Source organism: Paenibacillus sp. FW126-R14, from assembly GCF_058789495.1.
Map to the genome: position 1 here is coordinate 1 of NZ_JBYTBS010000070.1, position 14,527 is coordinate 14,527.

Sequence of the window (14,527 nt, forward strand, 5' to 3'; positions counted from 1 at the left end):
GAGACTCTTAAACCGCCAAATCCTTTGATTCTACTGGGTTTCGTGATGAATGAATGTTGGTCTGTGAATATTTCAGGATAAGGATTATTTTTTATAAATTTACTCGAGAGACTTTGATTGCCCGGCACCTCTTCTTTCTTAAAACGATAATACAATCCCATAGCCAATGTTTTATACATTTGGTGATTCGTATCCAATAATTTGGTGGATAGTGAACGAAGAGATTCAAGTTCCTGTTCTTTCAAATTGTACTTGAACATCCCAACACCTAAGAGGATAATTGTAACAACAGAGAAAAAAATGATCATCATTCTTTATTCCCCTCCTTTTCTTATCAGTTATTTCCATTTGCCAGTTTCATTAGTCATTTTGAGGGAGGTAAATCGTTTGAAGGGATTATCTCAGACAACCAAAGATTTGATTGATAACATTTACAAAGCACCATCATTATGGGAGTCGCTTACTAATAAAAACGAAGATAAATTAAGGCTGATTAGATTGGTGGGACAATCAGCCGAGATTGCTGCCGTCCCATATTTAATCCCCCTATTGGTAGAGAGTAATACAGATGTGAGAAGCACAGCTGTGAATGCTGTGGAGTCTTTATTGAGGAATTGTAAGCTAGAGGATTTGGTTTGGTTGGATGAACATATAAGAGGATTCTCGCCTTATTTACCGAGTTCTAGACTAGAAACATGGTACAAAATAAAGAATAGTGATTTCAAGAAAGTGGACCGAGTGCTCGTTTATCTATGTAGTTTGCATCCTAATGGGTATATTCGGGAAAAAGCGGTTGAAGAACTTTCGCAAATAAGAGATGGTCAAGAGCTCCCTTACCTATTGATCAGATTAAATGATTGGGTTCAAACTGTAAGAACACAAGCACGAATGGCTGTTAATGAACGGATTAATTCTGAGTATGCTTCCAAGTTTATAAATAACCTCCCGCTTGTGATTCGGCTTAGAACTCTTAACCGAGTTAGTCATCATCACATCGTTGAATCGGTGTTTGGACTACTTAATCTAAAAGATTCTTTCCAAGCTGTAATGAATGGACTAGAATCAAGTATTTTTATAACAAAACGAATGTGTTATCAAATAGCCTTGGGATATCAAAACTCGCAGCTGCCGCTCATTCTTAATAAAGCTTTGAAACAATCGGAACCGATCATTAGAGTAATGGCTTGCAGAGTCATTTGTGACAGTAAGTTATTATTTCCAAGTTATTTCTATCGCTTAATCAATGATCGATATGCGCCTATCCGGAGAATCACATTAACCACTTTAGCAGAAATAAAGCATATAGACGCCATTCCTGAACTAAAGAATTCCCTTTTTGATCCCCATATTTCTGTTAGGGAAGTGTCAAGATTCTATCTTAGTTCAGTAACAGAAATTGATTTTGCGAACCACTACTTGGATTATTTATGGGGCGAGAATACGAAGAGTCTAGCTACAGCATTAATTGCTCTGGGTGAAGTTGGAGGTCCTGAGCATGTGGAAATTCTAGCAGAGTATGCGAGTCATGTAGATATAAAAATAAAGCGAGCAGGTCTTAGGGGATTATCTTTATTAAACTGCGATCAGTATCTTGAACTTTTTTATATCGCTCTACAAAGTGATAACAAAGGTGTATCAGTTGAAGGCTATCGAGGATTACGTAAGAATGCACATCTTATTGATTCCAACCGTTTGTTAAATGTTCTTCTTAAGTCGCCTGAAATGCATGTCGCGAGATATGTTGTACGATTGTTCGCAGCTATAAATAAATGGGATCAGTTACGTTGTTTATTAAGCGCTCTTCAGATGATGAATGAGGATAATATTCGAGTCGGAATTAAAGCTCAACTAAGAAAGTGGATCTCCTCCTTTAATCGTAGTGTTCAAGCCAAACCGAATACTTTTAAAGTTAAGGAAGTGGAAAAGGTGTTAGATCGACTTCAAACAGATTTAGGTGAAAAAGAAGTCAAAAAATTAAAATTCTTGATACGTTGAGTTTTCCTAGAATTAGTGTAGAAAGGTAGGGATTTCCTATGGGGCAACGAGCTAACTTAGTTATTGTAAAGCAAGATGGTTACGATCTTTATTACAATCATTGGTGTGCAAATACGCTACCTAGTGATCTATTTTGGGGTCCAGAACATGCAATTTCATTTATCCAGGCTCAAAAGAAAGTTGAACAAACAGATTGGTTAGACGATATATGGGCCGAGGGTGGAGCTGTCATTGACGAAGCAAAAAAACTGCTTTTGTTTTATGGTGGTGAAGAGGAGCAATCTAATATTCCATATAGAAGGCTATTCTTAGAGTTAATGCAGAGGGTTTGGGGAGATTGGGAAATACAATGGGCACATGAAGGTATTGTTGATCTTGCAGAGTATGTGGGAGTACCGCGAAAAAGAGTGCTAGCTAGAGAAAATGGTGATTTGACTGGTGTAGGCTTAGAACCTCCGGAAGAAAAAGCATGGCTTGATACAATTGCTAGTATTAATTTGGCTGATGATTTATTCATTTTCCCACTATACGGGGGAATCGTAGGATATTTGCTTCAAGGACCTGTGCTCTTAAAGAGAAAGTTGTTCGGCATGATTGCATAGTTATGCATGCGTGGTTAAAAAGTAAAAATATTTTTTCTAACGAATTCTGCAACAAAGAGTCTTTTTAGATTTTAAGATCAATAAATTCTAACAAATTCTGTAACAACAAAAACGGAGTACCGCGGGTTTGCGGGCTCCGTTTTCTAATTAATTATGGAATATCACATTGGCTTTTTTTTATGTTTATCCATAATTTTATTAACCATAATTTTTGTTAAAAACATCGGTGGTAATTGGAACGGAATAATTATAAGATTGTAATTTATTATGTCGCTTTTTTATTGAAAATTAAGGTTGTGTTGCAAAAACTTCCCCTATGGTATTATTGACTGAACTTAATATGTTGGGATGGGGCCAAATGAGTGAGGATTGAATATCTCTCATACCACGATCATGCGTTGGGTCCATCAGTTCGGGCCTGAAATCGATAAACGAATTCGTCCCTACTTGAAAAACAAACGATTCTTATCGAGTCGACGAAACTTACATCAGAGTTAGAGGTCATTGGAAGTACCTTTATCGAGCAGTAGATTCCGAAGGAAGCACAATTGATTTCATGCTGTCCGAAAAACGCGACATTCAAGCAGCGAAACGCGGCGTTATCATCGCCACACAATCAATCACCGCGAGTGATTACGGTGGATCCCTGCTTACCCACCGGCATTCGAACAGTTAATGGATGAAAAGGAGCTATCGAAAGAAACGCAAGTTAGACACATAAAGTACCTAAATAACATCGTGGAACAGGATCATCGATTCATCAAAAAAATAACGAATCCAATGATGGGGTTTAAATCCTTCCATACGGCTGAGAAAACAATAATGGGAATTGAAGCTTTTCATATGATACGAAAAGAACAGGTTGAAATACCACCTGTTCTTTCTGATGTTGAATGGATCCATAAATTGTTCGGGGTGACTGCATAAAACTTCTTCAAATTACGACCAGGATATTCGTTTTTTATTTTTGCACCACAGCCTAATGGCTATGCAACCGTGTATTCAATACTTCTGAGTTATGCTAGAATAATAACAAAAAGCAAGACGCCGATGACAGGAGAAGGCCTCGGTTATGACCTATTTGACCATTGATATGGCGGTAATGATGATTTCGGCCGTGATTACGGTAATTATCGGGATCTACGCCTATGCGAATAGACGCGAGCATGGTGCTCGTTATTTGGCATGGGTTATGCTCTTTGACTCTTTAAATTCATGTGGGTCCATTTTCGAGAGAATAAGCGAGCCATTAACGCAAAAGCTGTATTGGTTTAACTTCCACCAATCGGCCTACATTTTCGCAATCCCGTATTTCTTGTTTTTCGTGCTGGAATACGTTGGCCAGGATCGGCTGTTGAAGACGCGGAAAGTCTTGCCAATCATGATATATTTCACCTTGTGGGTGTTACTCCTATGGACGGATTCGTATCATCATCTGCTCCGCTATGATATCAAGCTGCAAGACGGCGTGCTGACGTTTTCCAGTACGGGACTATCCTTATGCCTGAATATATTCGGTTTCATGGCGATATTTTCATCGCTTTGTTATTTGGGCGTCTACGCCGGGAGATCCGGTTCGCTTGCGCGCAAGCAAATGTTATGGATTTGGCTATCTGTAACGCTTCCCATATTATGGGTAATTATAGGACTGGTCAATCCGTTGCCGCCATTATTATGGGGGATGTATACCGCAGTCATCAATGGAATTATGGGTCTGTGCCTGTTTTTGGCGATTTTCAAGTACAAGCTATTATCGACCCTTCCCATAGCGAAGGATCAAATCGTGGAAATGATGCTGGACGGGGTTCTCGTGGCGGATGAAAAAGGGGCGGTGATCGACAGCAATGCGTCGGCAAGCCGGTTGTTCGCAGGGAGGGCAGGAAGCTCAGCGGAATTGGCCGGGAGGAACATCGAAAAGCTCCTTGCTCCATGGCCGCAGTGGCGGAGTGCTTGCGAACGCATGCAGCAGGACGAGCTTGAAATTGAAATCGGTGAGAGGGAACAGAGGAAAGTTTATACGGTTAAGGTTGTCCCCTTGTACTCCGCCGGCAAGAGGAAGCTGGGTACAGTATCCGTAATGTCGGACAACACGGAAAATCGCAAGCGCTATGAGCAGATGGAGCAACTGAATCGCCTCAAGGACGAGCTTTTCGTCATCGTTTCTCATGACATACGCGATCCGCTGGCCGTGTTGCTGAATTTGACGGAAATGCTGGAAGAGGAAAGGCCTCGGCTAAGCGAGGAGAGCGGTGAAGTGTTTGACACCGTCAAGGAGAAGGTGAAGAACACGTATGCGATGGTGGAAAATTTGCTGGAATGGGTCCGCAGCCAAAGAGGCGGGATGACGCTTCATGCGCGTTCAATCGTCCTGTCGTCCATTGTGCAGGAAGCCACCAAGCTGTGCCAAAGCAATATCGAGGCCAAGCAAATTCATATTCGCAATATGGTTCGGGAAGGTATTCAGGTGTGTACGGACAGAGAAGCGGTTAGCTTGATCTTACGCAATCTGCTCTCCAACGCCGTCAAGTATACGAAACCCGGCGGCGTTGTATGCGTTGATGCAGAGGAAACGGATGAAAAGGTCGTCATTACGGTTAGAGACAATGGGATAGGGATCGATCCGGAAAGAATGAGTTTGTTGTTCGGAGGCGCTCCTGTAGGGTCATTCCCCGGAACCTTAGGGGAACGCGGAACCGGAATCGGTCTGCTCGTGTGCAAGGAGCTCGTGCAGAAAAGCGGAGGAGAAATAGGGGTGAACAGCGCCTCAGGGGAAGGAAGCGTCTTTTATTTTTCATTGCCTCGGGTTTTTTCATAATTCGTTCAGTGCTTACAGATTAGGGTGAGAGTATTGAGAGTGATACTGGTTGACGACGAGAAGGCGATGTTAATTATCCTGAAGCGGTTGTTGTCCCAAATTGAAGGCGTACATATTTCGGGAAGCTTCATGAATGGCGCGGATTCGCTCGATTGGGTACGGTCGGATGCAGCGGATATTGCTTTCATCGACATTCAGATTGCCGGAGAAAACGGTGTCGGGCTGGCCAAACAAATGCAAGCGATCCGTAAGGATCTGAAAATTGTGTTCGTCACGTCACATAAAGAGTATGCGTTGGATGCTTTTGAGCTCGGCGCTGTCGATTATATTGTCAAGCCTGTCCTCCTCGAACGGTTGGAGCAAACGATCAATCGGGTTGCCGGCGAGAGAAGGATCTCCGAGACATCCGGAGGCGATGCCGCGAACAAGTTGACGGCGAGCTGTATGGGCGGAATGACGTTTTACAGCCGGCATGGTGATGTCAAGTGGATTTCCGCCAAAAGCGCCGAGCTGTTTGCCTATCTTCTGACGCAACGTGACAAAGGCGCCGCAAGGGATCGAATCTTGGAGGATCTTTTTGACGGCATGTCGAAACGCAAAGCGGACGTATACCTGAACACCGCTGTGTATCAGCTCCGGAAAGCTTTGAAGCCTCACGGACTGAGGTCGGCTGTTGTCACGCTCAATGAACGGTACAAGCTCCATCCCGCTGCGGTGGAAGCCGATTTTATCATCTTCGAGGACAGTATTGCGGCGATCGGGGAGATTTCAGAGTCCAACTATAGGCAAGCGTGCGAAATTGACAAGCTGTACTCTGGCGATTTATTCGACGAGAAAGCGTATTTGTGGTCGATAGCCGAAAAAGAGCGGTTGTGCTTTTTATACACCAGCTTCTCCAAACGGTTGGGCAAGTGGCTGATGGAGCATGGGTATATGGATCTGGCCGCGCCGGTTGTAAAACAGCTAGTCGCCCGAAACGAGACGGACGAAGAAGCGAACGCCCTACTCCTGAACGTGTACGCTGCGGCAAAGGATAGTCATTCGCTTATGGCGCACTACAAAACGTATTTGAACCTGCTGCAAGAGGAATTCGGCGTGCAGCCTGGAATCGAAATGGCCCGGCTGTTCGAACGCTTGAAGGTTGAACTGGGAGGAACAAGAACGGAATAGAACGAATGAGCGGCGAAACCGCGGAGCTAAAATGGCTCTGCGGTTTCGTCATGTTGCGACAATATTTTCATTATTCATTCATTGCAGTTTGATAAGATATCACCGTTCGAATTCAGCTTGAAACAAGGGAGAATGGGAGAAAAAAATGACGACAATCATGAATCCAAGAAAAACAAAACAAGGCATGGGAAAAAAAACCCTGATAATCGTGTTACTGCTTGTATGTTTAGGTGCATTTGCAATCCCGGTACAAGCAGCGGGTCCATGGGTTCAATATGCCAATGAGGGTCCGACCATTAGTATTAATTTAGGAGGGTTTAGTAGTCCAGGTGGAGTGGCGTTAGACAGCAGCGGAAATGTGTATGTGGCTGATACTGCTAACCATCGCATCCAGAAGCTGACGGTATCCACGGGAGTTTGGAGCGAGTGGAAAAATAGCCGTGGCTACGGATATGCAACCGGCTTGGGCGAGTTTAGTAGTCCAAATGGAGTGGCGGTAGATAGCAGCGGAAATGTGTATGTGGCTGATAATGATAACCATCGCATCCAGAAGCTAGCGGTATCTACGGGGGGCTGGAGTCAGTGGGTGGTTATAGGACCTGTTTTCGGCAGTTCCTCAGGCGAGTTTGCTCGCCCAACTGGAGTGGCGGTAGACAGCAGCGGAAATGTGTATGTGGCTGATACTTATAACCATCGCATCCAGAAGCTGACGGTATCCACGGGGGTCTGGAGCGGGTGGGTGAAGAGCGGCGGAGGAATTGGGAGCGGCTTGGGTGAGTTTTATCGTCCAAGTGGAGTGGCGGTAGACAGCAGCGGAAATGTGTATGTGGCTGATACTAATAACCATCGCATCCAAAAGCTGACGGTATCCACGGGGGTCTGGAGCGAGTGGAAAAAGAGCGGTGGCGGAAATGGAAGCGGCTTGGGCGAGTTTTGTAGTCCAATTGGAGTGGCGGTAGACAGCAACGGTAATGTGTATGTGGGTGATACAGCTAACAATCGTATCCAGAAGCTGACGGTATCTACGGGGGTCTGGAGCGAGTGGAAAAAGAGCGGTGGCGGAAATGGAAGCGGCTTGGGCGAGTTTTATTTCCCAAAGGGAGTGACGGTAGACAGCAGCGGTAATATGTATGTGGCTGATTTTAATAACTCACGCATCCAGAAACTGATGGTATCCACGGGAGTTTGGAGCGAGTGGGTGAAGATCGGCGGAGGATATGGAAGTGGCTTGGGCGAGTTTGCTAATCCAAGTGGAGTAGCGGTAGACAGCAACGGAAATGTGTATGTGGCTGATTATAACAACAATCGCATCCAGAAGCTGATCATGCCAGGCTCCCCAACCGGAGTAACGGCGGCGGCAGGCAACGGACAAGCCACCATCAGCTTTACGGCGCCTGCAAATGATGGAGGAAGCGCGATTACAGGCTACACGGTAACAGCTAATCCGGGGGGCATAACGGCTGCCGGTGCAACAAGTCCTATTACGGTCACGGGGTTAACGAATGGAACCGCGTATTCGTTTACGGTGATCGCGACGAATAGCTTTGGGATTAGCGTAGCTTCCAGCGCAGTGAGCGTAACGCCCGCGATTGCCATGCCGGTAGCGGACTTCGCGAACAGCGGCAAGACAAGCACGACGGCAAGCTTCACGTGGACGGTGCCGAGTGGAGCGGCAAGCGTTTCGATCGAGCAGTCTCCAACGGGTGCGAACACATGGACGACGGCGAACACGGGAGCGATAGAGGCTAATTCGACGAGCGCGACGGTAAAGGGTTTGAGTGCGGCGACGGGATACGACTTCCGCCTTGTGGTAACGGGTGGTGCGAAAGCGGGATACTCGAACGCGGTGACGGTGACGACGGATGCGGCAACGCCGAACGTTCCTACGAATCCGCAGAATCTTGAAGCAACCGTTGGGAACAGTCAAGTTACATTGAAATGGAATACGGTATCGGAAGCAACCTACTACAACCTATATATGTCGATGACCTCAGGTCAATTTAGCAATACTTCCGTTGTTACTGTGACGAACTCTACCTACAATGTACAAAACTTGACAAACGGAACGACCTATTATTTTACGGTGAAAGCAGGCAACTTGGGAGGCTTGAGTGCGGAATCCAATCAGGTAAGCGTGATTCCTGCAACGATTCCGACAGCGCCAACAAATGTTTCAGCTGTCACTGGAAACGGACAAGCCACCATTACCTTTACGACTCCTACCGACAATGGCGGAACTGCGATTACAGGTTATGAAGTGACAGCATCACCAGGAAATGTGATCATTTCGGGAACGGCAAGTCCGATTACCATTACAGGTTTAGCCAATGGAACTAGCTATACCTTTACGGTGAAAGCAATCAACGGAGTCGGAAACAGCACATCTTCTACTGAATCCAATGCAGTCATACCGAGGTCTTCATCCAGCGGTAGCATTAGCAATCCAACGACACCGCAGACCACCAACACCGGTGTGGATGTTCTTGTAAACGGTAAAGTAGAAAATGCGGGTACAGCAACGACAACCAAACGGAACGACCAAAACGTAATCACGGTATCTATTGATCAGAAAAAGCTGGATGACAAGTTAGCGGCCGAAGGCCAACATGCGGTTGTGACGATTCCAGTGAATACCAAATCCGATGTAGTCGTTGGTGAATTGAATGGTCAGATGGTTAAAAACATGGAGAACAAACAGGCTGTTTTAGAGATCAAAACGGAGCAGGCAACCTATACCTTGCCTGCGCAGCAAATTAACATCGATTCCATTTCCAATCAAATGGGTAAATCGATAGCATTGCAAGACATCAAAGTACAGATCGAAATTGCCTCACCGACAGCGGGTACGGTGAAAGTTGTGGAAAATGCGGCAGCCAAAGGAACGTTCCTACTAGTCGTACCGCCAATAGAGTTTACAGTTAGAGCGACACATGGAGGCGAAACGGTCCAAGTATCGAAGTTTAACGCTTATGTGGAACGAACTATAGCGATACCGGACGGTGTTGATCCCCATAAAATTACGACAGGAGTCGTTGTTGATCCGGACGGAACCGTTCGCCACGTACCGACGAAGATCGTCATAATTGATGGCAAATATTACGCAAAAGTGAATAGCTTGACGAACAGCACATATTCTATCGTATGGCATCCTATAGAGTTTAAAGATGTCGCGCAGCACTGGGCGAAGGATGCGGTGAACGATATGGGTTCGAGAATGGTCATCAATGGTGTTGGCAATGACCAGTTTAACCCCGACCGCAATATTACCCGCGCTGAATTTGCAGCTATTATCGTTCGCGGATTAGGACTTAAACTGGAAAACGGAACATCGCCATTCTCGGATGTAAAGACTTCGGATTGGTACAACAGCGCGATCAAAACGGCATATGAGTATCATTTGATTGATGGGTTTGAAGACGGTACTTTCCGTCCGAATGACAACATTACCCGAGAACAAGCCATGGTGATTATCGCCAAAGCAATGACGATTACCAACCTGAAAGCAAAACTCCCTGCTAATACTACAGATACAATGCTTTCATTTACAGATGCGGAAGATGCATCCACTTGGGCGCTAAGCAGCATTGCCGACAGTGTTCAAGCTGGTATTGTATCGGGAAGAAGCGCAACCGAGCTTGTGCCGAAAGCTTATATTACGCGTGCTGAGGTTGCAGCGATTATACAACGACTGCTGCAAAAATCGGAATTGATATAAAGCTAAGATGCAGCTTTACACCTAAAAAATAAGGGCCATACTGCAACAGAATTGAAAGCTGCTGCCGTATGGCCTTGTTTTTTTAGCAATCCATTTTGTTTGTTGGATTTCTGGGCAGTGAAACTAACCAATGGTGATAGAGCGCATCACTGGCAGAGATGAGGCCAGGGGTCGATCCCCGAAGGGGTGAGTCCCGGTGTTCGTCTGCGCTGACCGCAGCTTGCGGCGGGAGCAGTACGAAAGAGTGCAAGGTGTGGTTAATAAGATATCTAGAGAGTCGTGAGGATTCCACTAAAGCGTTGTTCGTCACCGAAAGTCATCCTATCCGCCGTTTGGGTATACCAACGATCCGAGTGAAGGCAATGCAGTCGTGTCGCTGCAGTCTAAGACATTATTCTTTCCTAGGCTGCTGCTGTTTTTGTTTAATTGGGTCAGTTTAATAATTAAATTCTAGAAGCATCTTTTTATAATTGATTCACAATATATACTTTTAGACGAGTAATGGAGTAGAATTTAGTTCAACTATAAAATCTTCCTACAAAGAGGGACAAGTTTGATGGTAAAAGAAAACGCTTGTCCCATCTGCCTCGGTGATTGCTGAGAGGCTAAACACGTGCCTATTTGTCGAAACTTTTCGAAATGTGATGAATGCGGAAGATCGGGTTTGGTACTCGTAGTTTTATCGGCTACCGAGTGCTTATGAGAACTGATTGATGGAGAGGAACATAGCATTCGTATCTTTTTTTAAACTTTAACTATGACAAGTATCAATGTGTTAGAATAATGACCATAAGTTTAACGTCGAACCTTGGGAGCAGCAATCATGTGGATTTGGAGAATTTTTAGAAGACCTTTGATTTTCACAGCTTTCTGGTTGCGTAATATCTCAATTAATCATCGTTTATTGGCGGCTTTCCTGATTACATCGATCATTCCAGTCATTTTTGTTGGTTCTTATTCGAATAGGCATTACGAATTAGCGATTAACGATAAAATCAGTACGTATTCCATTCAAATTTTAGACGAAATATCCAGAAATACTTCGCGGGAAATGGTCCAGTATGAAACGTTAAGCGAATACCTGATTATGAACGATTCCATCCAGAACGGGCTTGTTTCCTATCAGCAGATGAGTGATTACGAGAAAAATCAGCTTCGTACCTTGATCTCCATTCAGATGAATGAGCAGGCTTTCCGAATTCGGAATTTGTCTAACATTCTGATCTTGTCCAATGATGGAAACGCTTTTTTCGATCTTGGAAACGGGCTGTATGAACCGAAGGAACTAGGTAATATTTTGAAAGCGACAGAAACCGCACCTGGAAACGCTTACTGGACGAATATCCGTTCAAACAGAGGAGTTGACACAATTGCTCTTAGCCGGAAAATTTATTCCAATGATAACTTCAATCTGCAGATCGGATATGTCATTATACTGATCGAGGAGCACGTGTTTTCAGACAATATTTATAAGCATATTAATCTTGGCGATAGCAGCATGATGTTTATGACCGATTCAAAAGGAATCGTTGTATCTTCTACCTCGCCTCGCGTACAGCAGGGAATCTTCTTATCTGCAAATCATGTGTTTGAGTCCATCAGTAAAAGGTTTATGGATAAAGCGCCGTTGGGAACCTTCGAAGCTGAATTTGGAGGGGAGAAGTATTTAACAGTAAGCTCTTATATTTCGAAAGCAAACTGGTTTCTGATCGGCATGATTCCCCGAGAATACATGATGGCTGAATTGTCAGATATACGAAACAACATAATTATAACCTGTGCAGTGACATTGCTAATCTCGGGTCTGGTTTCAATGGGAATTTATATGAGCATAATCATACCAATAAATTCATTACTTTATTACGCAAAGCAAATTCGAATGGGTAGGCTCGACGCCAAAATTCAGGTTTCCTATGGCGATGAGATGGACAAGCTGACGGATAATATTAATGTGATGGTCGAGCGATTGAAAGATTTGATTCAGCAAGTTGAAGTCGAACAACAGGCCAAAAGGGAGGCCGAACTCAAGATGCTGCAAGCGCAAATCAACCCCCATTTCCTATTCAATACATTAAATTCATTAAAATGGACGGCTATGCTTGGTGGGAATTCCGTTCTTACAGATGGAATAGAATCGCTGTCCATTCTTCTTAAAAACACGATCCTCGCCAAGGAGGAATGGATACCGCTGGAAAGCGAAATCGAGAACTTGATCCATTACGCAGCTATTCAACGTATTCGGTACGGTGACTCCTTTACTTTTTCTTATGAAATTGAAGATAAGCTTCACGATTTCAGGGTGCTTAGATTCATGCTTCAGCCAATTGTTGAAAATTCCATCCTTCATGGTTCTAGCGAGGACGGAAATCAAGTGAATATTCGAGTAGTCGCAAAGGTGGAGGGAAATTTTGTGAAAATCTCCATTACGGATGACGGGGATGGCTTTGATACGGAAGATCTACATAACCCGAGTGAAAGTCGAACGCGACTATCAGGGATTGGGATTTCCAACGTAGATGAGCGGATTCGCATACACTTTGGCACAGGTTACGGCCTGAAAATCAGAAGTGTGATAGGTCAAGGAACGGAGACGGTAATTACTCTCCCAATAAAAAAGGAAGGGAATTCTCATGTATAAAGTTCTCATTGTGGACGACGAAATTATTGTACGTCATGCTCTTAAGACACTGATCCGATGGGATGAAGGATATTTTGAATATGTTGGATCTGCGGCTAATGGCAGAATTGCCATGAGCTCAGTCCAATCCTTGCAGCCGGATATTATCATAACGGATATGAAGATGCCAGACATGGATGGAATTGAGTTAATTAAGCGGCTTATGGAACAAGGCTTTGATGGTGAAATCATTGTATTAAGCAACTATAACGATTTCGAGCTGGTTAGGGAAGCACTGAAATATGGGGCGCATGATTATGTATTAAAACTGACGGTTAGAACAGAAGAGTTCATGAATATCCTAAGTGAGGCAGTGGTTAAACTGGAGAGTAAAAAGAGAAGTAAGCCCTCCAATTCTAATGCTGCTCCCAAGCAAATGCAGGAGTTACAGATTAAAACCATGTTGAGTTGGCTGTATGAAGCAGATGTAGATGCTAACCTCTCAGATAGCAATCTATACAATGGCACTGAAGAGACCTATAGATTGGGCGATCAAGAAACAGTCTTCTCTTTCTTGGCTCGATTGGAGAAGCCTAATGTGAAACAAGATCTTACTATGTTTGAAAATATAGCTGGAGAAATTTTTTCGGCAAGCTTGTGGAAAAGCGTAATCCTGAAAGATGACGGGTATGTGCTGATTGCTGCAGCATATTCTTCGCATGATGTGCTTGCAGCGCCAAAGGACTTTGCATTACGAATCGAGAGCCATACTGCTCTCTATTACAACGTCAAAATTATGATCGTCTACGCAGAACTTGCGATAGGGCTTGAGCAGCTAGCTGTTGAAATACACAAAAGTAAACAAGCAGCGCTGCTTTTCTTTTACCGCAATGCCATCAATAAATGTATAAGTAACCGAACCCTGCCTTCCTTCGAGAATGAAAAGTTCCGATCTTCGATTGAGGCAATCAAAGAATGTGTTCCGGGCCTGACCACGGATTGGGCAGCACGTTGGGAGGAGGGAGCGGCTGATCTGATTGAGAGCGGTTCAATTCATAGAATACACCCGAAAACGTTGAAGCGTGCAATGAAGACTGCTGTTTGGAGTCTAACTAAGGCGTTATCTTTCGAAAACTTGACATCCTTAGACGAAACCAGATGGTTGGAGTGGATTGAAGTGGCTGAATTTGATCATTCATTGCTTAAAGCAGCCCAGGACTTCATTCGTGAAGCTTCCGAACACGCAGGGATTCTAGCTAATGTTAGCATAAATAGTTCCGAAGTGCGTAAGGCATTGCTTTACTTAGAGGCGCACTATTCGGAGCGAATTACAATCTCAGACATTTCCGCGCATGTGAATCTGTCGGAAGCTTATTTATGTAGGGTGTTCAAAGCGAAGACCGACAAAAGCATATTGACTTATCTCAATGAGCTGCGAATGACTAAAGCTTATGAAATGCTGACTACCGGGCGTTATTTAGTTAAAGAAGCAGCCGTTAAAGTGGGTATTGAAGATCCGCTCTATTTCAACCGTTTATTCAAAAAACATTATGGCTTTTCCCCGAAAGATGCAAAAAAATAAGTCATTTGAAAATAAACCTGCACGATTTTGT

At 44.2% G+C, this 14,527-nt stretch carries 7 protein-coding genes and 2 pseudogenes; 8 read left to right on the forward strand and 1 reads right to left on the reverse strand.

Annotation, left to right across the window (positions count from 1 at the left end; all coding sequences use genetic code 11):
* A pseudogene (locus tag AC3WRW_RS29255) lies at positions 1-311 on the reverse strand (hypothetical protein); the annotation flags it as partial.
* Positions 312-387: 76 nt separating this feature from the next.
* On the opposite strand from AC3WRW_RS29255, the gene AC3WRW_RS29260 reads away from it, so the two are divergent.
* The 8 genes and pseudogenes from AC3WRW_RS29260 to AC3WRW_RS29295 all read left to right on the forward strand — a co-directional run bounded on the left by AC3WRW_RS29260 (position 388) and on the right by AC3WRW_RS29295 (position 14,496).
* On the forward strand, positions 388-1,995 hold the full coding sequence (locus tag AC3WRW_RS29260; RefSeq protein ID WP_492549739.1) for a HEAT repeat domain-containing protein: 1,608 nt from the start codon (positions 388-390) through the stop codon (positions 1,993-1,995).
* A 38-nt stretch (positions 1,996-2,033) separates the two neighbouring features.
* Entirely contained in the window at positions 2,034-2,597 is a 564-nt protein-coding gene (locus AC3WRW_RS29265; RefSeq protein ID WP_492549740.1) for a hypothetical protein, read from the forward strand.
* Between the two features lie 366 nt (positions 2,598-2,963).
* Positions 2,964-3,524 (forward strand): annotated as a pseudogene (locus AC3WRW_RS29270) (IS6 family transposase); the annotation flags it as partial.
* 145 nt (positions 3,525-3,669) lie between these two features.
* Positions 3,670-5,412, forward strand: coding sequence for a histidine kinase N-terminal 7TM domain-containing protein (locus AC3WRW_RS29275; RefSeq protein ID WP_492549741.1), 1,743 nt, complete (start codon positions 3,670-3,672; stop codon positions 5,410-5,412).
* A 39-nt stretch (positions 5,413-5,451) separates the two neighbouring features.
* Entirely contained in the window at positions 5,452-6,582 is a 1,131-nt protein-coding gene (locus AC3WRW_RS29280) for a response regulator (RefSeq protein ID WP_492549754.1), read from the forward strand.
* 184 nt (positions 6,583-6,766) lie between these two features.
* A complete protein-coding gene (locus AC3WRW_RS29285; protein WP_492549742.1) occupies positions 6,767-10,297 on the forward strand; it encodes a fibronectin type III domain-containing protein in 3,531 nt (1,176 codons plus the stop codon).
* Positions 10,298-11,120: 823 nt separating this feature from the next.
* The gene (locus AC3WRW_RS29290) at positions 11,121-12,935 is read left to right on the forward strand and encodes a sensor histidine kinase (protein ID WP_492549743.1); all 1,815 of its coding nucleotides are present in this window, start codon (positions 11,121-11,123) and stop codon (positions 12,933-12,935) included.
* Complete coding sequence (locus AC3WRW_RS29295; protein ID WP_492549744.1) at positions 12,928-14,496, forward strand: response regulator transcription factor; 1,569 nt, start codon at positions 12,928-12,930, stop codon at positions 14,494-14,496. Before AC3WRW_RS29290 ends, AC3WRW_RS29295 begins: the two co-directional genes overlap by 8 nt.
* The last annotated feature ends 31 nt before the right edge of the window (positions 14,497-14,527 follow it).

What these genes read in the sequence shown, in the direction of transcription:
- AC3WRW_RS29295 (WP_492549744.1), top strand. Translation starts at nt 12,928, where the DNA reads ATGTATAAAGTTCTCATTGTGGACGACGAAATTATTGTACGTCATGCT.
- AC3WRW_RS29290 (WP_492549743.1), top strand. Translation starts at nt 11,121, where the DNA reads ATGTGGATTTGGAGAATTTTTAGAAGACCTTTGATTTTCACAGCTTTC.
- AC3WRW_RS29285 (WP_492549742.1), top strand. Translation starts at nt 6,767, where the DNA reads ATGGGAAAAAAAACCCTGATAATCGTGTTACTGCTTGTATGTTTAGGT.
- AC3WRW_RS29275 (WP_492549741.1), top strand. Translation starts at nt 3,670, where the DNA reads ATGACCTATTTGACCATTGATATGGCGGTAATGATGATTTCGGCCGTG.
- AC3WRW_RS29265 (WP_492549740.1), top strand. Translation starts at nt 2,034, where the DNA reads ATGGGGCAACGAGCTAACTTAGTTATTGTAAAGCAAGATGGTTACGAT.